General features: G+C 38.0%; 20 protein-coding genes. All 20 read left to right on the plus strand.

Annotation, left to right across the window (positions count from 1 at the left end; genetic code table 11):
* The 20 genes from sucD (at position 1) to nusA (ending at position 24,925) form a co-directional block, all read left to right on the plus strand.
* The gene (sucD, locus tag VF726_RS11445) at positions 1–903 is read left to right on the plus strand and encodes a succinate--CoA ligase subunit alpha (protein ID WP_000115178.1); all 903 of its coding nucleotides are present in this window, start codon (positions 1–3) and stop codon (positions 901–903) included.
* 87 nt (positions 904–990) lie between these two features.
* Entirely contained in the window at positions 991–1,860 is an 870-nt protein-coding gene (dprA, locus tag VF726_RS11450; protein ID WP_440168095.1) for a DNA-processing protein DprA, read from the plus strand.
* 144 nt (positions 1,861–2,004) lie between these two features.
* Entirely contained in the window at positions 2,005–4,083 is a 2,079-nt protein-coding gene (topA, locus tag VF726_RS11455) for a type I DNA topoisomerase (protein ID WP_440168097.1), read from the plus strand.
* A gap of 50 nt (positions 4,084–4,133) precedes the next feature.
* The gene (trmFO, locus tag VF726_RS11460) at positions 4,134–5,438 is read left to right on the plus strand and encodes an FADH(2)-oxidizing methylenetetrahydrofolate--tRNA-(uracil(54)-C(5))-methyltransferase TrmFO (RefSeq protein WP_062923086.1); all 1,305 of its coding nucleotides are present in this window, start codon (positions 4,134–4,136) and stop codon (positions 5,436–5,438) included.
* Positions 5,439–5,503: 65 nt separating this feature from the next.
* Positions 5,504–6,403 carry a tyrosine recombinase XerC gene (xerC, locus tag VF726_RS11465; protein ID WP_029439591.1) on the plus strand — a complete coding sequence of 300 codons (900 nt, stop codon included), beginning with the start codon at positions 5,504–5,506 and terminating at the stop codon, positions 6,401–6,403.
* Positions 6,404–6,445: 42 nt separating this feature from the next.
* Entirely contained in the window at positions 6,446–6,988 is a 543-nt protein-coding gene (gene hslV, locus VF726_RS11470; RefSeq protein WP_000526271.1) for an ATP-dependent protease proteolytic subunit HslV, read from the plus strand.
* 22 nt (positions 6,989–7,010) lie between these two features.
* Positions 7,011–8,402 carry an ATP-dependent protease ATPase subunit HslU gene (gene hslU / locus VF726_RS11475; RefSeq protein ID WP_061678204.1) on the plus strand — a complete coding sequence of 464 codons (1,392 nt, stop codon included), beginning with the start codon at positions 7,011–7,013 and terminating at the stop codon, positions 8,400–8,402.
* 77 nt (positions 8,403–8,479) lie between these two features.
* Complete coding sequence (codY, locus tag VF726_RS11480; protein WP_000421288.1) at positions 8,480–9,259, plus strand: GTP-sensing pleiotropic transcriptional regulator CodY; 780 nt, start codon at positions 8,480–8,482, stop codon at positions 9,257–9,259.
* A 351-nt stretch (positions 9,260–9,610) separates the two neighbouring features.
* Positions 9,611–10,312, plus strand: coding sequence for a 30S ribosomal protein S2 (gene rpsB, locus VF726_RS11485; RefSeq protein WP_000111485.1), 702 nt, complete (start codon positions 9,611–9,613; stop codon positions 10,310–10,312).
* 103 nt (positions 10,313–10,415) lie between these two features.
* Positions 10,416–11,303, plus strand: coding sequence for a translation elongation factor Ts (tsf, locus tag VF726_RS11490; RefSeq protein ID WP_002194822.1), 888 nt, complete (start codon positions 10,416–10,418; stop codon positions 11,301–11,303).
* 66 nt (positions 11,304–11,369) lie between these two features.
* A complete protein-coding gene (pyrH, locus tag VF726_RS11495) occupies positions 11,370–12,092 on the plus strand; it encodes a UMP kinase (protein WP_000042663.1) in 723 nt (240 codons plus the stop codon).
* A gap of 2 nt (positions 12,093–12,094) precedes the next feature.
* Positions 12,095–12,652: a ribosome recycling factor gene (gene frr, locus VF726_RS11500; protein WP_000531501.1), complete on the plus strand. Its 558-nt coding sequence runs from the start codon at positions 12,095–12,097 to the stop codon at positions 12,650–12,652.
* 85 nt (positions 12,653–12,737) lie between these two features.
* Positions 12,738–13,514, plus strand: a complete 777-nt coding sequence (gene uppS / locus VF726_RS11505; RefSeq protein WP_440168104.1) for an isoprenyl transferase — start codon at positions 12,738–12,740, stop codon at positions 13,512–13,514.
* A gap of 17 nt (positions 13,515–13,531) precedes the next feature.
* Positions 13,532–14,323, plus strand: coding sequence for a phosphatidate cytidylyltransferase (cdsA, locus tag VF726_RS11510; RefSeq protein WP_000813596.1), 792 nt, complete (start codon positions 13,532–13,534; stop codon positions 14,321–14,323).
* Between the two features lie 23 nt (positions 14,324–14,346).
* Positions 14,347–15,489, plus strand: coding sequence for a 1-deoxy-D-xylulose-5-phosphate reductoisomerase (gene dxr / locus VF726_RS11515; RefSeq protein WP_016086609.1), 1,143 nt, complete (start codon positions 14,347–14,349; stop codon positions 15,487–15,489).
* A 16-nt stretch (positions 15,490–15,505) separates the two neighbouring features.
* Positions 15,506–16,762 (plus strand): RIP metalloprotease RseP, encoded by a 1,257-nt coding sequence (gene rseP, locus VF726_RS11520; RefSeq protein WP_440168107.1) that lies wholly within the window; start codon positions 15,506–15,508, stop codon positions 16,760–16,762.
* Positions 16,763–16,871: 109 nt separating this feature from the next.
* Entirely contained in the window at positions 16,872–18,572 is a 1,701-nt protein-coding gene (locus VF726_RS11525; RefSeq protein WP_440168109.1) for a proline--tRNA ligase, read from the plus strand.
* Positions 18,573–18,696: 124 nt separating this feature from the next.
* Positions 18,697–22,998: a PolC-type DNA polymerase III gene (locus VF726_RS11530; RefSeq protein ID WP_440168111.1), complete on the plus strand. Its 4,302-nt coding sequence runs from the start codon at positions 18,697–18,699 to the stop codon at positions 22,996–22,998.
* A gap of 332 nt (positions 22,999–23,330) precedes the next feature.
* A complete protein-coding gene (gene rimP, locus VF726_RS11535) occupies positions 23,331–23,801 on the plus strand; it encodes a ribosome maturation factor RimP (protein ID WP_000359097.1) in 471 nt (156 codons plus the stop codon).
* A 17-nt stretch (positions 23,802–23,818) separates the two neighbouring features.
* Positions 23,819–24,925 (plus strand): transcription termination factor NusA, encoded by a 1,107-nt coding sequence (gene nusA, locus VF726_RS11540; protein ID WP_000102596.1) that lies wholly within the window; start codon positions 23,819–23,821, stop codon positions 24,923–24,925.
* Positions 24,926–24,934: the final 9 nt, after the last annotated feature.

The raw sequence follows: 24,934 nt of genomic DNA on the forward strand, positions 1-24,934 counted from the left end.
ATGAGCGTATTAGTTAATAAAGATACAAAAGTTATTGTTCAAGGTATTACAGGTTCTCAAGGGTTATTCCACACAAAACAAATGATTGAATACGGTACGAAAATTGTCGGTGGTGTAACGCCAGGTAAAGGTGGCACTGATATTGAAGGTGTACCCGTATTTGATACTGTAGAAGATGCAGTGAAAGCAACAGGCGCAAACGCTTCAGTTGTATACGTTCCACCCGCTTTTGCGGCTGATGCAATTATGGAAGCAGTTGATGCAGAAATTGATTTAGTAGTGTGTATTACTGAAGGGATTCCTGTATTAGATATGGTAAACGTAAAGAGATATATGGCTGGTAAACATACACGTTTACTTGGACCAAACTGCCCAGGTGTTATCACGCCTGATGAATGTAAAATCGGTATTATGCCAGGATACATTCATAAAAAAGGTCATGTAGGTATCGTATCTCGCTCTGGTACATTAACGTATGAGGCTGTACACCAGTTAACACAAGAAGGTATTGGTCAATCTACGGCTGTAGGTATCGGCGGAGACCCTGTTAACGGTACAGACTTTATTGATGCGTTAAAAGCATTTAACGAAGATGAAGAAACACATGCTGTAATTATGATTGGTGAAATCGGTGGTACAGCGGAAGAAGAGGCAGCTGAATGGGTGAAAGCTAATATGACAAAACCTGTTGTAGGCTTCATTGGCGGCCAAACAGCGCCTGCTGGCAAACGTATGGGCCATGCTGGTGCAATCATTTCTGGCGGTAAAGGAACTGCTGCAGAAAAGATTAAAACGATGGAAGCTTGTGGTATTAAAGTAGCGGAAACTCCAGCAGTTATGGGTGAAACGCTAATCTCTGTCTTAAAAGAAAAAGGTCTATTTGAGACTTGTAAAAACTACTAATCTTTTGAAAGACACCTTCTTGTTTGAAGGTGTCTTTTTACAAACTTTTTGTTTACATAATAAAAATTATGGGTAAGGAGAATTGTAATGAAAAGAGAACGATTATTGCATCTTCACTACTTATTAGCGGATCATTGGAAAGCGATTGAGAAGCTATTATACGTCGATCCAGAATTGAAGGGAATATACACTTTTAATGCAAAACAAATGGAATACTACACCGGAATATCCTCGGAAAAATCTTCAGAATTAGTAAAATTTCTTCAAAGTTCAAATCTCCCGCAATATATATCTTATTTAGAGAAAAATCGAATCTTTTACATGACTATATGGGATGAAGATTATCCCCAATTATTACGTGAAATACAAGATCCCCCCTTTGTAATATATGGAAAAGGAGAGAAGAGTTTTCTTAATAAATCGAATAAATTAGCGGTTGTGGGAACGAGAGAACCGACTTTATATGGACATGAGAGTTTAAAATTTATTTTACACCCATTATTAGAAAGGGGATGGCTTATTGTAAGTGGTTTTGCAAGAGGAATAGATACGATGTCTCATGAAATTACAGTAAGACGGCATTGCCCGACTATTGCGATACTAGGACACGGATTATCGTATATATATCCAAAAGAGAATCGATATTTATATGAAGCATGGAATGAATATATATTGTTATTAACAGAGTATCCTCCGCACTATGCACCGAAAAAATGGTATTTTCCAAAAAGGAATCGGATTATTAGTGGTATAAGTAAAGGAGTTTTAGTTGTAGAAGCGAAATCAAGAAGCGGAACACTGATTACTGCGGACCTTGCTTTAGAGCAAAATAGAGAGGTATTTGCACTTCCTGGACCTATATTTATAGATAGTGCATCAGGAACAAATCATCTAATTCAACAAGGAGCGAAACTAGTAAGAAATGCAGAAGATATACTAGAAGAGATTTTAAATTAACCTTATATTTTTATGTTTTTATTAAACAATTATTGACAAATGGTAGATAGGCACTGTATGGTATATTCATTCTTGATTGACAAAAACAAGAGAAATCAATAAGATTAATGAAGACTTGAATCCACCTCTTAAGGAGGCACTAGCATGTCAGATTACCTCGTAATCGTGGAGTCGCCTTCTAAGGCGAAGACCATTGAGAAATATTTAGGGAAAAAATACAAAGTTGTCGCGTCTATGGGACACGTTCGCGATTTACCTAAAAGCCAAATGGGGATAGAAGTAAAGAACAACTTCACCCCGAAGTATATTACCATTCGTGGTAAAGGTCCCGTCTTAAAAGATTTAAAATCAGCGGCTAAAAAAGCAAAGAAAGTCTATCTCGCGGCCGATCCAGACCGCGAAGGAGAAGCAATTGCTTGGCATTTAGCGAATACGTTAAATGTGGACGTGGAATCAGATTGCCGAGTTGTGTTTAATGAGATTACAAAAGATGCAATCAAAGAATCATTTAAACATCCTCGTGCAATTAATATGGATTTAGTAGATGCACAACAAGCAAGACGTATACTAGATCGTCTTGTTGGTTACAATATTAGTCCTTTATTATGGAAGAAAGTAAAAAAAGGATTAAGTGCAGGTCGCGTACAATCTGTAGCAGTTCGTTTAATTATCGAACGTGAAAGAGAAATTCAAAGTTTTGAGCCTGAAGAATTCTGGACAATTAAGACAGAATTTGTGAAAGGGAAAGACACATTTGAAGCAAGCTTTTACGGTGTAGATGGTGAAAAAGTTCAATTAACGAATGAAACGCAAGTGAATGAAATAATTGAACAGATGAAAGATAATGCGTTCTCAGTTGAAAATGTAGCGCGCAAAGAGCGAAGACGTAATCCTGCATTACCGTTTACAACATCTTCCTTGCAACAAGAGGCAGCGCGTAAGTTAAACATGCGAGCAAAGAAAACAATGATGCTTGCGCAGCAATTGTATGAAGGAATTGATCTTGGAAAACAAGGAACTGTCGGTCTTATTACGTATATGAGAACTGATTCAACACGTATCTCAGAAACAGCTCAAACAGAGGCGCGTACTTTCATTACAGAGGCGTTTGGTACGGAATACATAGGAACAGAAAAGAAGAAAGAAACGAAAAAGTCGAACGCGCAAGATGCGCATGAGGCAATTCGTCCTACTTCGGTAATGAGAAAGCCAGAGGAACTAAAGAGTTTCTTAAGTCGTGATCAACTTCGATTGTATAAATTGATTTGGGAGCGATTTGTTGCAAGTCAAATGGCGTCTGCTATAATGGATACTGTGACAGCGAGACTCATTAATAACAATGTTCAGTTCCGTGCAAGTGGATCGGTTGTAAAGTTCCCAGGATTTATGAAAGTGTATGTAGAGTCAAAAGATGACGGTGCTGAAGAAAAGGATAAGATGTTACCACCTTTAGAAGTAGGGGAAACAGTATTTTCGAAGGATTTAGAACCGAAGCAACACTTTACACAACCGCCACCGCGCTATACAGAGGCTCGTTTAGTAAGAACACTTGAAGAGCTTGGAATTGGAAGACCGTCGACTTACGTACCGACACTTGAAACGATTCAAAAACGTGGATACGTAGGTTTGGATAATAAACGCTTTGTTCCAACTGAACTTGGTGAAATAGTAATTGAACTTATTTTAGAGTTTTTCCCAGAAATTATTAACATTGAATTTACTGCTAACATGGAGCAAAGCCTCGATGAAGTAGAAGAAGGAAATGCGAATTGGGTAAAAATTGTTGATGATTTCTACGTAGGCTTTGAACCGCGCTTAGAAAAAGCGGAAAAAGAAATGCGTGAAGTGGAAATTAAAGATGAACCAGCTGGGGAAGACTGTGAATTATGTGAACACCCAATGGTCTTTAAAATGGGTAAATACGGGAAATTTATGGCTTGCTCGAATTTCCCAGATTGTCGTAATACAAAACCGATTGTGAAAGAAATCGGTGTTACTTGTCCGAAATGTGATAAAGGTCAAATTATTGAACGTCGTAGTAATAAAAAGAAACGTCTTTTCTATGGTTGCGGTACGTATCCAGAGTGTGACTTTGTATCTTGGGATAAGCCGATTGGCCGTAAATGCCCGAAGTGCGAAGGTATGCTAGTAGAGAAGAAGTTGAAAAAAGGCGTGCAAGTACAATGTATTTCGTGTGATTATGAAGAAGAACAACAAATGTGAGCGTAACTGCTCACATTTTTTTCGGGAAGAAAAGGAAAGGTGATAAATATATGACAACACAAGTAGTAAACGTCATTGGCGCAGGTCTTGCAGGAAGTGAAGCAGCTTACCAAATTGCAAAACGTGGTGTCCAAGTAAGATTATACGAAATGAGACCGGTAAGACAAACACCAGCTCATCACACAGATAAATTTGCAGAACTAGTATGTAGTAACTCGCTTCGCGCAAATACATTAACAAATGCTGTTGGTGTTATTAAAGAAGAAATGCGCTTAATGGATTCTGTTATTATTCGTGCAGCTGATGAGTGCTCTGTACCAGCAGGAGGAGCTTTAGCTGTAGATCGTCATGAATTTGCGGCAAAAGTAACGGAATATGTGAAAAACCATCCGAACGTAACTGTGATGAATGAAGAAATCACTGAAATTCCAGAAGGTCCTACTATTATCGCGACAGGTCCACTTACGTCTCCTGATCTTTCTGCACAATTAAAAGAATTAACAGGTGAAGACTATTTTTATTTCTATGATGCTGCAGCACCGATTGTTGAGAAAGACAGCATTGATATGAATAAAGTGTATTTAAAGTCTCGTTACGATAAAGGTGAAGCGGCATATTTAAACTGCCCAATGACGGAAGAGGAATTTGACCGTTTTTATGAGGCTTTAATCGCTGCTGAAACAGTACCTTTAAAAGAATTTGAAAAAGAAATTTTCTTTGAAGGTTGTATGCCGGTAGAGGTTATGGCAAGTAGAGGAAGACAAACATTAGTATTTGGACCAATGAAGCCTGTTGGGTTAGAAGATCCGAAAACAGGGAAAACACCATATGCTGTTGTTCAGTTACGTCAAGACGATGCAGCGGGAACGTTATACAATATTGTAGGTTTCCAAACGCATTTAAAGTGGGGACCACAAAAAGAAGTGTTACAGTTGATTCCAGGACTGGAAAACGCAGAGATTGTACGTTATGGTGTAATGCATCGTAATACGTTTATTAATTCACCTAACTTACTTCGTCCAACATACCAATATAAACAACGTGATGATTTATTCTTCGCTGGTCAAATGACTGGAGTAGAGGGATATGTTGAATCGGCGGCTTCAGGATTGCTAGCAGGTATTAACGCTGCTCGACTTGTAAAAGGCGAAGAGCCGGTTGTATTACCGCCTGTAACTGCAATGGGAAGTATGGCGAATTATATTACTGCGACAAACGCGAAAAACTTCCAACCAATGAATGCAAACTTCGGATTGTTTGCACCACTAGAGAAGAAAATTAAGAAAAAAGCAGAACGTAATGAAGCCTATGCAACACGCGCTTTAGAAACGATTCAAAATTTTGTAAATATTTAGTTAAATTTCTTGCAAAGGCTACTAAGTTGTGATACGATTTAGTAGCCTTTATTGAGGTGAATTGTGTGAATGTGAAGAAATTGTTACAATTATTCGTTGGATATTTACAAATTGAAAGAAATTATTCAAAATATACAATTGCAAGTTATCAAAATGATTTAGAACATTTTGTGCAATTTATGGAGCGAGAAGGCATATCCTCTTTTTTAGATATTACATACGCGGATGTTCGTTTGTACTTAACTACGTTGCACGATGAAAAGTTAGCCCGTAAATCTGTCGCAAGAAAAGTATCAAGCTTACGAAGTTTATATCGTTTTTTGATGCGTGAAGGTTATCGGAAAGATAATCCGTTTGCACTTGCGTCACTCCCCAAAAAAGAATTGTCAATCCCAAAGTTTTTATATGCTGAAGAATTAGAGGAATTATTTGAAGTTTCTGACACGGAAACACCGCTAGGTCAAAGGAATCAAGCTTTATTAGAGTTGATGTATGCGACTGGGATCCGTGTGAGTGAATGTGTCAATTTACAACTTACCGATATTGACTTTGCGGTGGGAACAATTTTAGTTATGGGGAAAGGAAAAAAACAAAGGTATATTCCGTTCGGAAGCTACGCACAAGATGCTTTAATTACTTATATAGAGAACGGGAGAAAACAGTTAGCTCACAAAACTGAAGAACACTCTCATATGGTATTTTTAAATGCGAAAGGAACGCCGCTAACAAGTCGAGGAGTACGCTATGTATTAAACGAACTCATTAAGAAGGCTTCACTGACAATGCGGATAAGTCCCCATATGTTAAGACATACATTTGCTACACATATGTTAGATGAAGGGGCAGATTTACGTACTGTACAGGAGTTACTCGGTCATGAGAATTTGTCGACGACACAAATTTATACGCATGTCTCTAAAGAAAGATTGCGTTCTGTCTACATGAAGCATCACCCACGGGCATAAATTGCTTTTAAAGCTATAAAAACATATAAAGGAGTTTTTTCTATGGGAAATTTCCACGCTACAACGATATTTGCAGTTCATCATAATGGAGAATGTGCAATGGCTGGAGATGGCCAAGTGACAATGGGAAATGCTGTTGTAATGAAACATACAGCTCGTAAAGTTCGTAAACTTTTCCAAGGGAAAGTTTTAGCTGGTTTTGCGGGTTCGGTTGCTGACGCATTTACTCTTTTTGAAATGTTTGAAGGGAAGTTAGAAGAGTACAATGGGAACTTACAGCGTGCTGCAGTTGAGATGGCAAAACAATGGCGTGGCGACAAAATGTTACGTCAGCTAGAAGCGATGCTCATTGTCATGGATAAAACAACGATGCTCCTTGTTTCAGGCACAGGAGAAGTGATTGAACCGGATGATGGTATTTTAGCAATTGGATCTGGTGGAAATTATGCGCTTTCTGCAGGTCGTGCTTTAAAGCAATATGCAAGTGAACATTTAACAGCGAAGCAAATTGCGAAAGCGAGTTTAGACATTGCTGGCGATATTTGTGTTTATACAAACCACAATATAATTGTGGAAGAATTGTAGAATCGTAAGGGAGGCATTTTATATGCATTTACATTTTACTCCGCGTCAAATTGTGGAAAAATTAGATCAATACATTATCGGTCAAAAAGATGCAAAGAAAGCGGTTGCTGTAGCTTTAAGAAATCGATACCGCCGAAGTAAATTAGCTGAAAATCTACGTGATGAAATTGCGCCTAAAAATATTTTAATGATTGGACCGACAGGTGTTGGTAAAACAGAGGTAGCACGACGAATGGCGAAACTCGTTGGAGCACCTTTTATTAAGGTTGAAGCTACGAAATTTACAGAAGTTGGATATGTAGGTAGAGATGTAGAATCGATGGTACGTGACCTTGTGGAAACGTCGGTTCGCATCGTGAAAGAAGAAATGGTAGTTAAAGTGCAAGATAAAGCAGAGGAACAAGCGAATCAACGTCTTGTTGAAATTTTAGTGCCAAGTCCAGAGAAACAATCTGGATTTAAAAACCCATTAGAAATGTTATTTGGTGGTGCTCAAAATTCGAATCAAACATCTGATGCACAAGAAGATGTAGAAATCGAAAAGAAACGTCAAGATGTGGAAAGAAAGCTTGCTGCAGGACTTCTTGAAGATGAAATTGTATCGATTGAAGTGACTGAGCAACAGTCTTCTATGTTCGATATGTTGCAAGGAACTGGCATGGAGCAAATGGGAATGAATTTCCAAGATGCATTAGGAAGTTTTATGCCGAAAAAAACAAAAAAACGTAAACTTTCTGTAAAAGAAGCAAGAAAACTCTTGACAAATGAGGAAGCACAGCGCTTAATTGATATGGATGAAGTTACACAAGAGGCTGTTTATCGTGCTGAACAGCTCGGGATTATTTTTATCGATGAAATTGACAAAATTGCTGGTAAGCAGTCGAATAGCGTAGATGTATCACGTGAAGGTGTGCAACGTGACATTCTGCCGATTGTAGAAGGATCGAATGTTGCGACAAAATACGGATCAGTAAAAACGGATTATATTTTATTCGTTGCAGCTGGAGCGTTTCATATGTCTAAACCGTCGGATTTAATTCCGGAATTACAAGGGAGATTTCCGATTCGAGTAGAATTAACAAAATTATCGACTGATGATTTTGTTAAAATATTAATCGAGCCTGACAATGCGTTAATTAAACAATATATGGCTTTATTAGCGACTGAAGGTATAGAAATTGAATTTTCAGACGAAGCTATTCGTAAGATTGCTGAGATTGCTTATCAAGTTAATCAGGATACAGATAACATTGGAGCAAGAAGACTTCATACGATTATGGAGAAGCTCCTTGAAGATTTATCGTTTGAAGCATCTGAAATTACGTTAGAGAAAATAACGATAACGCCTCAATACGTTGAGGAGAAATTAGCAACGATTGCTAAAAATAAAGATGTGAGCCAGTTTATTTTGTAATAGTGTCATCAGGTGACTCGCCCTAGTTTCCAAGTGATGAAAAAATATGTGAGTAACATGTAGGAGGAACTTTTGAAATGGAATTATTAGCAAAAACAAGAAAATTAAATGCGTTATTACAGAGCGCAGCAGGAAAGCCTGTAAACTTTAGAGAAATGTCTGACACAATGTGTGAAGTAATCGAAGCGAACGTATTCGTAGTAAGCCGTCGTGGTAAATTACTAGGTTATGCAATTCACCAACAAATTGAGAATGAGCGTATGAAACAAATGCTTGCAGAGCGTCAATTCCCAGAAGAGTATACACAAAGCTTATTCAACATTACAGAAACATCTTCAAACTTAGATGTAAACAGTGCTTACACAGCATTCCCAGTAGAAAACAAAGAATTATTCGGTCAAGGTTTAACTACAATCGTACCAATCGTTGGTGGCGGTGAGCGTCTAGGTACACTAGTGTTAGCTCGTCTTGGTCAAGAGTTCTTAGACGATGATTTAATTCTTGCTGAGTACAGCTCAACTGTTGTAGGTATGGAAATTTTACGTGAAAAAGCAGAAGAAATCGAAGAAGAAGCACGTAGTAAAGCCGTTGTTCAAATGGCGATCAGCTCATTATCTTACAGTGAGTTAGAAGCAATCGAGCACATCTTCGAAGAGTTAAATGGAACAGAAGGTTTACTTGTTGCAAGTAAAATCGCTGACCGCGTAGGAATCACTCGTTCTGTAATCGTAAATGCACTTCGTAAATTAGAGAGTGCTGGTGTAATTGAGTCGCGTTCTTTAGGTATGAAAGGAACATACATTAAAGTATTAAACGACAAATTCTTACATGAACTTGCTAAATTAAAAACAAACTAATTTATAAAACTCTCCTCATTTTTTGAGGAGAGTTTTTTTGTGTATAAAAGATTGATGTTGTTTGTAAATAGCGTCATAATCGTGTTTCTTGGAAAATCTATAAATTGAATTTTGCTTTTTTGCTTAAAAGAAATACAGGTTGGTAATACTAGAATTCGAGTGTGAACAAAGAAAGTTTTACATTGTTCGCATTTTCGGCTTGCTTGTAATATTTCAGTATGATATAGTAAGCAGTGGTGTCAGTACAAAGTACACACGTTTACTGATTTAAGTGTTGGTGCTACGTTTGTAGTTTCGCTTAGAGATGAAGTAAACGGAGGATATCAAAAACCATTTAGGAGGAACTATATTATGTCAGTAATTTCTATGAAGCAATTGCTTGAAGCTGGTGTTCATTTCGGACATCAAACTCGTCGTTGGAACCCAAAAATGAAGCGTTACATTTTCACAGAGCGTAACGGTATCTACATCATCGACTTACAAAAAACTGTGAAAAAAGTTGAGGAAGCTTACAGAACGATGCGCGACATCGCTGCTGAAGGCGGAGACATCTTATTCGTAGGTACTAAAAAACAAGCACAAGAAGCTATTAAAGAAGAAGCAACTCGTGCTGGTATGTACTTCGTTAACCAACGTTGGTTAGGTGGAACTTTAACAAACTTCCAAACAATCCAAAAGCGTATCAAGCGTCTTAAAGACATCGAAAGAATGCAAGAAGATGGTACTTTCGAAGTACTTCCTAAGAAAGAAGTTGTTCAACTTAAAAAAGAGTTAGAGCGTCTTGAGAAATTCTTAGGCGGTATTAAAGATATGAAAGGTCTTCCAAGTGCATTATTCGTAGTAGACCCTCGTAAAGAGCGTATTGCAGTTGCTGAAGCACGCAAATTACACATTCCAATCATCGGTATCGTTGATACAAACTGTGATCCAGACGAAATCGATCACGTTATCCCAGCAAACGATGATGCAATTCGTGCTGTAAAACTTCTTACATCTAAAATGGCAGACGCGATCCTTGAAGCAAAACAAGGTGAAGAAACTGTTACTGCGTAACAAAGTTGGAAAGGTGATAAGGGGTTCGGCCTTTTATCACCTTTTTTAAGGTATAAACACCTTTATTAAAGGTATAAATACATATTTTAGGAGGATGAAAACTATGGCAATCACTGCACAAATGGTAAAAGAATTACGTGAAAAAACTGGCGCAGGTATGATGGACTGCAAAAAAGCTTTAACAGAAACTAATGGTGACATGGAGAAGGCAATTGACTTCTTACGTGAAAAAGGTATCGCGAAAGCTGCTAAAAAAGCAGACCGCATCGCTGCTGAAGGTTTAACTTTCATCGAAACAAACGGTAACGACGGTTTAATCTTAGAATTAAACTCTGAAACTGATTTCGTTGCGAAAAACGAAGGTTTCCAAACATTAATTAAAGAATTAGCTGCTCACTTATTAGCTAACAAACCAGCTAACGTTGAAGAAGCTATGGCTCAAACAATGGAAAACGGTAAAAAAGTAGAAGAGCACATCAACGAAGCAATCGCTAAAATTGGTGAAAAACTTACACTTCGTCGTTTCGAAATCGTAACAAAAACTGATGCAGATGCATTCGGTGCTTACCTACACATGGGTGGACGCATTGGTGTTCTAACAGTTCTTGAAGGTTCTACTGATGAAGCAGCTGCTAAAGATGTAGCAATGCACATTGCAGCAGTTAACCCTAAATACATCGACCGCGATGCTGTAACAGCTGAAGAAGTTGAGCATGAGCGTCAAGTATTAACACAACAAGCGTTAAACGAAGGCAAGCCTGAAAAAATCGTTGCAAAAATGGTTGAAGGCCGTCTTGGCAAATTCTTCGAAGAAATTTGCTTACTTGACCAAGCATTCGTTAAAAACCCTGATATGAAAGTTCGTCAGTTCGTTGAGTCTAAAGGCGGAACATTAAAAGGATTCGTTCGCTACGCTGTTGGTGAAGGTATCGAAAAACGCGAAGACAACTTTGCTGAAGAAGTAATGAACCAAGTAAAAGGTAGTAACTAATACAGATTAGGGAACACATTGTGTTCCCTTTTTTAAAATAAAGATGTAAGCAATTGGAGGTTCATTATGAGTAAACCGAAATATAATCGTGTCGTTTTAAAGCTGAGTGGAGAAGCTTTAGCTGGCGAGCAAGGATTTGGAATTAACCCAGCTGTTATTAAATCAGTTGCGGAACAAGTGAAAGAAATTGCAGAACTTGATGTAGAGGTTGCTGTTGTTGTTGGTGGCGGTAACATTTGGCGTGGAAAAATTGGAAGTGAGATGGGCATGGATCGTGCAGGAGCAGATTACATGGGCATGTTAGCGACAGTTATGAATTCATTAGCTCTTCAAGATAGCTTAGAGAACATTGGAATTCAAACTCGCGTACAAACTTCAATTGAAATGCGTCAAGTGGCAGAGCCTTACATTCGTCGTAAAGCAGTTCGTCACTTAGAGAAGAAACGTGTTGTAATCTTTGCAGCAGGTACAGGTAATCCATACTTCTCTACAGATACAACAGCAGCATTACGTGCGGCAGAAATTGAAGCAGACGTAATTTTAATGGCGAAAAATAATGTAGATGGCGTATACAATGCGGACCCATCTATTGATCCAACAGCTACGAAATACGAAACGCTTACTTACTTAGATGTATTAAAAGAAGGTTTAGGTGTAATGGATTCTACAGCTTCTTCTCTATGTATGGATAATGATATTCCATTAATTGTATTCTCAGTTATGGAAAAAGGTAATATTAAACGTGCCGTTTTAGGCGAAAATATCGGAACAGTTGTAAGGGGGAAATAAATATGGGACAACAAGTATTGAAGTCTTCAAATGAAAAAATGGAAAAAGCAGTTGCTGCTTATTCTCGTGAATTAGCAACAGTTCGTGCTGGCCGTGCAAATGCGTCAGTATTAGATAAAGTACAAGTTGATTACTATGGTGCACCAACACCAGTTGTGCAATTAGCGAACATTACAGTTCCAGAAGCACGTTTACTTGTAATTCAACCTTATGATAAAACTTCTATCGGTGATATCGAAAAAGCAATTTTAAAAGCAGATTTAGGCTTAAACCCTTCTAATGACGGAACGGTAATTCGTATTGCATTCCCTGCATTAACTGAAGAGCGTCGTCGTGATCTTGTTAAAGTTGTGAAAAAATATGCTGAAGAAGCAAAGGTTGCTGTTCGTAACGTACGTCGTGACGGTAACGATGATCTTAAGAAGCTTGAAAAAGCTGGCGAGATTACAGAAGATGATTTAAGAGGATATACTGAAGATATCCAAAAAGAAACAGATAAATATATTGCAAAAGTTGACGAAATCGCAAAAAACAAAGAAAAAGAAATCATGGAAGTGTAATAGCGATACTTTCGCAAATATGACCCTCTTCTTAAGGGGGTCTTTTTACACTTTTAGGCATACGTCTGCTTGCTGGAGGGTATGAATGATGTTTAAAAACTTTCCTTTTTTTAAAAGTAAAAAGGTCGCATCGTTTGATCATCTCGTTGAAGAAGTGAAAAAAGGATATATCCCAGAACATATTGCCATTATTATGGATGGTAATGGAAGATGGGCAAAGAGGAGAGCGATGCCTCGTATTGCGGGACATCATGAAGGCATGCAAGTTGTAAAGAAAATCACAAAATTTGCAAGCAAACTTAATGTGAAAGTATTAACTCTTTATGCTTTTTCAACTGAGAACTGGAAAAGACCGAAAAAGGAAGTTGACTACTTAATGAGGCTTCCAGAAGAATTTTTAGGTACTTTTTTACCAGAATTGATTGAAGAGAACGTACAAGTCCGAGTAATAGGACAACAAGATCGTCTTCCTACGCATACACGCAGAGCGATGGAGAAGGCCGTGGAAGATACGAAAGAGAATACGGGATTAATTCTTAATTTCGCGTTAAACTATGGAAGTCGAGATGAAATCGTTTCTGCTGTGCAACATATGGTGAAAGATAGTGAGGAAGGGAAAATTCGTGTTGAAGATGTAAGTGAAGAAATGCTTTCTTCCTACTTAATGACGAGTTCTTTACCTGACCCAGAGTTGTTAATCCGTACGAGCGGAGAGCTACGTATTAGTAATTTCATGTTATGGCAAATTGCGTATTCGGAATTTTGGTTTACAGATGTGTATTGGCCAGATTTTACCGAGGAACATTTGCTAAATGCGATTACAGACTTTCAACATAGAGGGCGCAGATTCGGAGGCGTGTAGAAAGAGAGGGTTTGGTAGTGAAACAGAGAATTATTACTGGAGTGGTTGCTGCCGCGCTATTCATTCCCATCGTAATTTACGGTGGCGTGCCTTTTACGGTTTTAGTGTATGCACTTGCTTCTATAGGTTTATATGAATTAATTCGTATGAATAAGCTTACGCTTATTTCAGTACCAACAGTTTTAGCTGCAGTATTATTATGGGTTATTTTAATTCCAAGTAGTGCATCAGAACTGTTTACTTGGATTGGATTAGGTAAATTAGAAATCACATTTGTGATAGTTTTATTACTTTTATCATATACAGTCCTTTCTAAGAATACATTTACTTTTGACCATGCTTCCTTTTTACTAATGGCAACAACATATGTTGCAATGGGATTCCTATATTTGAATGAAACGAGAATTTTAGGAATTAAATATGTGTTTTGCGCATTATTTGTTATATGGGCTACGGATTCAGGCGCATATTTCGTAGGAAAAGCATTAGGAAAAAGAAAATTATGGCCAGAAATTAGTCCGAATAAAACGATTGAAGGTTCGTTAGGCGGTATCGTTTGTGGGATTGTTGTGGCACTTGTTTACAATATGTTCTTCCCAGTTGAGGCTAATGTAGGGATTTTAATTGTGTTGACAATTATCATTTCTATTTTTGGACAAATTGGTGATTTAGTACAATCTGCATTTAAACGTCATTATGGCGTAAAAGATTCAGGTACAATTTTACCTGGACATGGTGGTATATTAGATCGAACAGATAGTTGGTTATTCGTTTTACCAATTCTCTACTTCTTATTACAATACAATTAATGAATGAACGAGGGGTTGGAGTCATGAAAAACATTAGTTTATTAGGTGCAAGCGGATCAATTGGTACACAAACGTTAGATGTATTACGCTCGCACCCAGACCAATTCCGTCTCGTTGCTTTTTCTGTAGGGAAAAATATTGACTACGCAGTAAAGGTAATTCAAGAATTTTCTCCGCAAATTGTCTCTGTGCAAAGAGAGGAAGATGTTTTAAAACTACAAGCTGTTTCTGGTAATACAAAAATTGTATATGGTAGTGAAGGGCTTTTAGAAGTAGCATTACATCCAGATGCGGAGATTGTAGTAAATGCTGTTGTAGGTAGCGTAGGGTTGTTACCAACACTTCGTGCAATTGAGGCGAAAAAAACAATTGGAATTGCAAACAAAGAAACGTTAGTAACTGCAGGGCATCTTGTAATGGAAGCAGCACGAAAACATAATGTTTCGTTACTTCCAGTAGACAGTGAACATTCAGCTATTTTTCAATGCTTGAATGGTGAAAATGAAAAAAGAATTTCTCGACTAATTATTACGGCTTCAGGAGGAAGTTTCCGTGATAAAACGAGAGATGAATTGCATCATGTGACCGTAGAAGATGCGCTTCGACATCCAAACTGGTCAATGGGTTCGAAAATTACAATTGATTCTGCTACAATGATGAATAAGGGGCTAGAAGTAATTGAAGCACATTGGCTTTTTGGTATCCCTTATGAGCAAATCGATGTTGTTTTACATAAAGAAAGTATTATTCATTCTATGGTTGAATTTGAAGATCGTAGTGTGATGGCGCAGCTTGGCTCACCTGATATGCGAGTACCAATTCAATACGCACTTACATATCCTGATCGATTACCTCTTTCAGACACAAAGCAGTTAAATTTATGGGAAATGGGTACATTGCATTTTGAGAAAATGAACCAAGAACGTTTCCGTTGCTTGCGCTTTGCATATGAAGCTGGAAAAGCAGGCGGAAGTATGCCAGCTGTAATGAATGCAGCGAATGAAGTAGCTGTTGAAGCTTTTTTACAAAAGAGAATTGGTTTCTTAACAGTGGAAGACCTCATTGAAAAAGCAATGAACCATCACAATGTCATTGCACGTCCGAGCTTAGAGGAAATTCTGGAAATTGATGCAGCCACAAGACGGTTTGTGATGGAACAAATTTAGCAAAGGTGGTATGGAATTGAATACAGCGATTGCCTTTATATTAATTTTCGGTGCACTCGTATTTTTCCATGAGCTAGGGCATCTATATTTCGCAAAAAGAGCAGGTATTTTATGCCGTGAGTTTGCGATTGGTTTTGGTCCGAAAATATTCTCATTTGAAAAGAATGAAACGGTGTATACGATTCGATTACTGCCCCTTGGTGGCTATGTAAGAATGGCTGGCGAGGATGCAGATACAGTTGAGTTAAAGCCTGGGAAAAAGGTTGGTCTTGTATTAAATGAAAAAGACGAAGTTGCCAAATTAGTTTTTGATGGATATGAAAAGTATCCAAATGTTCGCGTTATTGAAGTGGAACAAGCTGATTTAGAACATAATTTAACAATTTCGGGCTACGAAGAGTACGAGGAAGACCTTCAAACATTCCGAGTGAATGAAAAGGCTCGTATTATTACTGCTGGTGAAGAAATTCAAATTGCTCCGTATAATAGGCAGTTTGGCTCTAAAAAATTAGGTCAACGTGCCTTAACAATCTTTGCAGGTCCTGCGATGAACTTCATTTTAGCATTTGTTATTTTTGTGATTCTTGGATTTGTACAAGGTGTACCTGTTGACAAGCCGATGGTCGGAAAAGTAATGGAGAATAGTGCAGCAGAGCAAGCTGGATTAAAAGAAAATGATACAATTCAAGCAATTGATGGGAAAAACACAAGTACATGGAAAGATGTTGTTACTATTGTACGTGAAAACCCGAATAAGGAAATTACGCTACAAGTAAAGCGTGATAGTGAACAGTTTAATGTGAAGGTAACGCCAACGCTTGATAAAGAAGGTAAAGAAGAAGTTGGTAGAATTGGTGTTTACTCTCCAGTAGAAAAAACGGTAATGGGTTCTATTAAATCAGGTTTTGAACAAACATACCAATGGACGAAACTAATTTTTGAGTCTCTTGTGAAATTAGTAACTGGTCAATTCTCTATCAATGAGTTGTCAGGTCCAGTAGGAATTTATAATCTAACAGATCAAGTTGTAGATTATGGATTTACCCGTGTATTAAGTTTAGCAGCAGTATTAAGTATTAACCTTGGTTTATTTAATTTACTACCAGTTCCAGCTTTAGACGGCGGACGTTTGTTCTTCTTCTTAATTGAGGCATTACGAGGGAAACCAATTGACCGTCAAAAAGAAGGAATGGTTCACTTTATTGGTTTTGCATTATTAATGTTACTTATGTTAGTTGTAACTTGGAATGACATTCGTAAGTTTTTCTTGTAAAATAAAGTGAAACTTATAATGAAATAGAGCTCGTAGAATAAAATCCCTCACCTAACTCGAGGTGAGGGGTTTTACTGCGTGTAAGAGTAAAATGAAGAGGTGCGAATAGATGAAACAAAGTATGGTATTCAGTCCTACATTACGTGAAGTTCCAGCTGATGCGGAGATTAAGAGTCATCAGTTATTACTTCGTGCAGGGTTTATGCGTCAAAATGCTTCTGGTATTTATAGTTTTCTACCATTTGGTTTAAAAGTACTACACAAAGTAGAACGTATCGTTCGAGAAGAAATGGAGCGCGCAGGTGCTGTAGAATTATTAATGCCAGCGATGCAAGCTGCAGAATTATGGCAAGAATCAGGCCGTTGGTATTCTTACGGATCTGAATTAATGCGTATGAAAGATCGTAACGCTCGTGAATTCGCATTAGGAGCGACACACGAGGAAGTAATTACGGATCTTGTACGTGATGAAGTGAAATCATATAAAAAATTACCATTAACATTATACCAAATTCAAACAAAATTCCGTGACGAACAAAGACCTCGTTTCGGTTTATTACGCGGAAGAGAGTTTCTAATGAAAGATGCATACTCTTTCCATGCTACACAAGAGAGCTTAGATGAAGTGTACGATCGCTTATACAAAGCGTACTCTAACATTTTTACTCGTTGTGGTTTGAATTTCCGTGCGGTTATTGCTGATTCTGGTGCAATGGGCGGAAAAGATACACATGAATTTATGGTATTATCTGATGTTGGTGAAGATACAATTGCATACTCTGATACATCTGATTATGCAGCAAACATCGAAATGGCTCCTGTTGTAGCTGCGTATACGAAGAGTGACGAAGCAGAAAAAGCACTTGAAAAAGTAGCAACACCAGACCAAAAAGCAATTGAAGAAGTATCTGCATTCTTAAACATTGAAGCTGACAAGTGCATTAAGTCTATGGTATTTAAAGTAGATGAGAAATTAGTAGTTGTACTTGTTCGTGGTGATCATGAAGTAAACGATGTAAAAGTGAAAAATGTATACGGTGCTTCAGTTGTTGAGCTTGCTTCTCATGTAGAAGTAAAAGAACTATTAAATTGTGAAGTTGGTTCATTAGGACCGATTGGTGTAACAGATGATATCGAAATTATCGCTGATCATGCTGTAGCATCAATTGTTAATGGATGTTCAGGAGCGAATGAAGAAGGATTCCATTATGTAAATGTAAATCCAGAACGTGACTTTAAAGTAAGTCAATATACAGATTTACGTTTCATTCAAGAAGGAGACCAATCTCCAGACGGAAACGGAACAATTCTTTTCGCGCGTGGAATTGAAGTTGGTCATGTATTCAAATTAGGAACTCGTTATAGTGAAGCAATGAACGCAACATTCCTAGATGAAAACGGAAAAACACAACCACTTATTATGGGGTGTTACGGCATTGGTGTGTCTCGTACAGTGGCAGCAATTGCAGAGCAGTTTAATGATGAGAACGGTTTAGTTTGGCCAAAAGCTGTTGCACCGTTCCATGTGCATGTAATTCCAGTAAATATGAAATCTGATGCACAACGTGAAATGGGTGAAAACATCTATAACTCATTACAAGAGCAAGGATATGAAGTATTACTAGATGATCGTGCAGAACGTGCAGGTGTTAAATTTGCTGATGCAGATTTATTCGGCCTTCCGGTTCGCGTGACAGTTGGTAAAAAAGCAGACGAAGGTATTGTAGAAGTAAAAGTACGCGCTACAGGTGAGTCTGAAGAAGTGAAAGTAGAAGAACTTCAAACATATATTGCTAATATTTTAAAATAAGAAGAGGTACCTCGTAATGAGGTACCTTCTCTTTCTTTGTAAACGTATTTTGTAAAAGAAGAAGGGAGAAATCTTTCTTTGTAGTACGTTTCAATTTATAATAGCAAATGGAAGGAGAGTGCTTATGTCTTTAACAAATGAACAACAAGAGCGATTTCAAATTTTGCTCCAGCAGTTGCAAATACCAGACGACTTAATAAATCAATATTTACAAGGCGGTGGTATTGAAAGGCTCGTTATTGATAAAGCAAATAAAAGTTGGCATTTTAATTTACAAGTGCCACGTATTTTGCCTACAGAATTATATGAATTGCTAGAAACAAAGCTTAAGCAATCATTTTCTCATATTGCAAGAACAACATTTGCATTAGAAACAGAGAATAAACAATTTACTGAAGAAGAAGTGAGGACATATTGGCCACTTTGTATGGAACGAATTACATTTTCACCTATGTTTGCTTATTTAAAGAAGCAGCTTCCACAGGTGAATGGAGTGAAGTTACTTATAAATGTGAATAATGAGCTAGAATCTACTGCTTTAAAGAAAAACGTTGCGAAACCAATAGGGGATCAATACGAGGCTTTTGGATTCCCACGTTTCCAGTTAGACACACATATACAGCAAAATACAGAAGAAATGCAAAAGTTTCGTGAGCAAACGCAGCAAGAAGACCGCGAGCGTGTTATACAAGCTATGGAAGAAATGGCGAAGAAGCAAGCTGAAGAAAGCAGCGTTGTGCATGAAGGGCCGATCACACTTGGGTATCTTATTAAGCCGGATGAAGAGATTACACCGATGCGAGAAATTCAAGATGAAGAAAGAAGAAAAACGGTGCAAGGATATGTCTTCCATGTGGAAACGAAAGAACTTCGTAGTGGACGTACGTTATTAACTTTAAAAATAACGGACTATACAGATTCGATTATGATCAAAATGTTCTCACGTGATAAAGAAGATATTCCAATGCTACAATCCTTGAAAAAAGGAATGTGGGTGAAGGCTCGTGGTTCTGTTCAAAATGATACATTCGTTCGAGATTTAGTAATGATTGCAAATGATATTAATGAAATAACAGGACCATCGCGTAAAGATAAAGCGCCAGAAGGTGAAAAACGAGTAGAGCTGCACCTTCATACACCGATGAGTCAAATGGATGCTGTTACTCCTGTATCTAGACTTGTGGCCCAAGCAGGTAAATGGGGGCATGAGGCGATTGCGGTTACAGACCATGCTGTGGCTCAGTCGTTCCCGGAAGCATATTCTGCGGGGAAAAAGGCTGGAGTTAAAGTTATATATGGTGTAGAAGCGAATTTAGTTAATGATGGTGTACCAATAGCGTATAACGAAGCGCATCGTTTACTTGCAGAGGAAACGTATGTTGTTTTCGACGTTGAGACGACAGGGTTATCAGCTGTATACGATACAGTTATTGAGTTAGCTGCTGTAAAAGTAAAAGGCGGCGAAATTATTGACCGCTTTGAATCTTTTGCAAATCCGCATCAACCATTATCGGCAACGATCATTGAATTAACAGGTATTACAGATGATATGTTAACTGATGCACCAGAAGTGGACGAGGTGTTTAAAAAGTTTGAGGAATGGATGGGCGACCATACACTTGTTGCTCATAACGCAAGCTTCGATATGGGCTTTATTAACGTAGGGTTTAAAAAAGCTGGTTTAGAAAAAACGACAAATCCAGTAATAGATACGTTAGAACTTGCACGATTCTTATTCCCAGAAATGAAAAACCATCGATTAAATACGATGTGTAAAAAGCTTGATATTGAATTAACGCAACATCACCGTGCGATTTATGATACAGAGGCAACGGGATATTTACTTGTGAAAATGTTAAAAGATGTGATTGAAAAAGGATTTGAATATCACGATCAATTAAATGATAGTATGGGGCAAGGGGACGCGTATAAGCGTGGACGCCCAAGTCATATGACATTACTTGCTACATCAGATGTTGGGTTGAAAAATTTATATAAACTTGTTTCATACTCTCACTTAAATTACTTTTACCGTGTACCACGAGTACCGAGGTCGCTATTAAAAAAATACCGTGAAGGAATTTTAGTAGGAACGGCTTGTGATAAAGGTGAAGTGTTTGAGGCAATGATGCAAAAAGCACCTGAAGAGGTAGAAGAAATTGCGCAGTTCTATGATTACATTGAAGTCATGCCGCCAGATGTGTTACGTCATTTAGTAGAGCGTGAACTCGTTCGAGATGAAGGGCAATTAAAAACAATTATTTCTAACTTAGTTAAACTAGGTGAGACGTTAGATAAACCCGTTGTCGCTACCGGAAACGTGCATTACTTAGATCCAGAAGATGCAATGTATCGTAAAATTTTAGTTAGTTCGCAGGGCGGAGCCAATCCGTTAAACCGACATTCATTACCACCTGTACATTTCCGTACAACGGATGAAATGTTAGAGTGTTTCTCATTCTTAGGTGAAGACGTAGCGAAAGAAATTGTCGTAACGAATACACAAAAGGTTGCATCGTTAATTGGCGATGTTCATCCAGTAAAGGATGATTTATATACTCCGAAAATTGAAGGTGCAGATGATGAAACGCGTGATATGAGCTATGAAATGGCGCGTAGCATTTATGGTGAAGAGTTACCTGAAATTGTAGAAGCACGTTTAGAAAAAGAATTAAAAAGTATTATTGGGCATGGATTCGCCGTAATTTATTTAATTTCACATAAACTAGTAAAAAAATCATTAGTAGACGGATATTTAGTAGGTTCGCGTGGATCGGTAGGTTCATCATTCGTAGCAACGATGATGGAAATTACAGAAGTAAACCCATTACCACCACACTATGTATGTCCAAAGTGTAAGCAATCAGAATTCTTTAATGATGGCTCTGTAGGTTCTGGTTTTGACTTACCAGATAAAGATTGCCCTACATGTAATGTTCCATACGTAAAAGATGGGCATGATATTCCGTTTGAAACGTTCCTTGGATTTAAAGGAGATAAAGTACCCGATATCGATTTGAACTTTTCCGGGGAATACCAACCACGTGCCCATAACTATACGAAAGTACTGTTCGGTGAGGATTACGTATATCGTGCAGGAACGATTGGTACAGTTGCGGAAAAAACTGCTTATGGATATGTAAAAGGTTATGCAAATGATCATAACTTAACGATTCGAAATGCAGAGATTGACCGTTTAGTAGCAGGATGTACCGGTGTAAAACGTACAACCGGACAGCATCCAGGTGGTATTATCGTTGTGCCAGATTATATGGACATCTTTGATTTCTCGCCAATACAGTTTCCGGCAGATTCAATAGGGGCTGAGTGGCGAACGACACACTTTGATTTCCACTCAATTCATGATAATTTATTGAAACTTGATATACTAGGACACGATGATCCGACTGTTATTCGTATGTTACAAGATTTAAGTGGTATTGATCCGAAAACAATCCCAACGGACGATCCAGAAGTAATGAAAATTTTCTCGGGTCCAGAGACATTAGGGGTAACGGAAGAACAAATTAACTGTAAAACAGGTACGCTTGGTATACCAGAGTTTGGTACGAAATTCGTAAGGCAGATGTTAGAAGAGACGAAACCGACGACCTTCTCAGAGTTAGTCCAAATTTCTGGACTATCGCATGGTACGGATGTATGGCTTGGTAATGCAAATGAGTTAATTTATAACGGTACATGTACGCTGAGTGAAGTTATCGGTTGTCGTGATGACATCATGGTATATTTAATCTATCAAGGTTTAGATCCATCATTAGCCTTCAAAATCATGGAGTCGGTTCGTAAAGGTAAAGGTGTACCTGAAGAATGGGAAGAGGACATGAAAAGTAATAATGTACCTGGTTGGTATATTGATTCATGTAAGAAGATTAAGTACATGTTCCCTAAGGCCCATGCGGCTGCGTACGTACTTATGGCTGTGCGTATCGCATACTTTAAAGTACATTTCGCGCTTCTATTCTATGCGGCATACTTTACGGTTCGTGCAGATGACTTTGACGTAGAGGCAATGGCGAAAGGTTCAGCATCTATACGTGCAAGAATTGATGAAATTGCGCAAAAAGGTTTGGATGCAGCGCCGAAAGAGAAGAGTTTATTAACGGTACTAGAAATGACACTTGAAATGTGTGAGCGTGGATACTCATTCCAAAAAGTTGATTTATATCGCTCACATGCGACAGACTTTATTATTGATGGGGATACTTTAATTCCTCCATTTAATGCAGTGCCTGGTCTTGGTACAAACGCAGCTTTAAGTATTGTAGAAGCACGCAAAAATGGAGATTTCTTATCAAAAGAAGACCTGCAGCAGCGCAGTAAGGTTTCAAAAACAATTATTGAGTATTTAGATAGTCAAGGTTGCTTAGGAGATCTACCTGATCAAAACCAGTTATCACTGTTCTAATAGGTAGGAAAAGTCTTTGCAAATCAATATTTGCTATGGTATACTATTAACCGAGATAACCATGTCATGTATATTGTGTGAAAAAAAGAGTGGGGAAACCCACTCTTTCGTGTTACTATCTACATTTTATTGATGTGGAGAGGTAAGAAATTTCTGTCGTATATACATATTTTGTTACAAGTTTTACTTCTTAAATTTGGTAATACTAAGACAGATATTCCCTGCTTAACGGCAGGGGCTTTTGTTAGCTAACGAGAAAGAATAAGATAGACCGTTCTATGGACGGAGTCTTTTCTTGTAAATGGTACATGGCGGCAGGAAGGAGGCTGTTTATGGATAAGAAAGTCACAGAAGTTGTAGAAGCATTTGCGCAGCCAATCGTTGAAGAGTTAAATCTTGAACTTGTAGATGTAGAGTATGTGAAAGAAGGACAAGACTGGTTCTTACGCGTATTCATCGATTCTGAAAAGGGAGTCGACATTGAAGAATGCGGTGCGGTGAGTGAACGTTTAAGCGAAGCTTTAGATAAAGAGGATCCAATTCCTCATCTTTACTTTTTGGATGTGTCATCTCCTGGAGCAGAACGCCCATTAAAGAAAGAGAAAGACTTCCAGCAAGCGGTAGGAAAACAAGTGGCAATTAAAACATATGAGCCGATTGATGGCGAAAAGATGTTTGAAGGCAAAATGCTTTCCTACGATGGTACTACAATTACACTATTATTAACAATTAAAACACGTAAAAAAGAAATCCAAATTCCAATGGATAAAGTTGCAAATGCGCGACTTGCTGTTACGTTTTAGTTAGAAGGGGGATCTTCATGAGCACTGAGTTGTTAGATGCCTTGCTCGTATTAGAGTCAGAAAAAGGAATTAGCAAAGATATTATTATTGATGCGATTGAAGCAGCGTTAATCTCTGCTTATAAACGCAATTTTAACCAAGCACAAAACGTTCGTGTGAGCTTTAACCCAGAAGTGGGAACAATCCAAGTTTTAGCACGTAAAGACGTTGTTGATAATGTGTTTGATCCACGTCTTGAAATTTCTGTTGAAGAAGCAAGACAAATTAATCCGAACTATCAAGATGGTGACGTACTAGAAATTGAAGTAACACCAAAAGATTTCGGTCGTATTGCAGCACAAACTGCAAAACAAGTTGTAACACAACGAGTGCGTGAAGCAGAGCGTGGTGTTATTTATTCTGAGTTTAGTGATCGTGAAGAAGATATCATGGTTGGTATCGTACAACGTCAAGATGCTCGTTTCATCTATGTAAGCTTAGGGAAAGTAGAAGCTTTATTACCTGTAAGTGAGCAAATGCCGAACGAACAGTACAAACCACATGATCGTATTCGCGTATTCATTACGAAAGTAGAAAAAACAACAAAAGGACCACAAATTTACGTATCACGTACACATCCTGGTCTTTTAAAACGTTTATTCGAAATGGAAGTTCCTGAAATTTATGATGGAACTGTTGAAATTCGTTCTGTAGCACGTGAAGCAGGCGATCGTTCTAAAATCTCTGTACATGCAGAGAACATTGATGTTGATCCAGTAGGTTCTTGTGTAGGACCGAAAGGACAACGTGTACAACGCATTGTAGACGAACTAAAAGGCGAAAAGATTGACATCGTTCGCTGGTCAAATGATCCAGTAGAATATGTTGCCAATGCTTTAAGCCCATCACAAGTTGTTAAAGTACTTGTAGATGAAGAGGAAAAAGCAACAACTGTTGTTGTTCCAGACCACCAACTGTCATTAGCTATCGGTAAACGTGGACAAAATGCACGTTTAGCAGCTAAATTAACAGGTTGGAAAATTGATATTAAGAGTGAGTCTGATGCGAAACAACTTGGTATTGTAACAGAAGAAGATAGCGTAATCGCATTCGGATTCGATTCAGTTGAAGACGAAATCGAATAGAGGTGATGA

It is taken from the genome of Bacillus sp. Brlt_9 (genome assembly GCF_051948935.1).
Taxonomy (GTDB): Bacteria; Bacillota; Bacilli; order Bacillales; family Bacillaceae_G; genus Bacillus_A.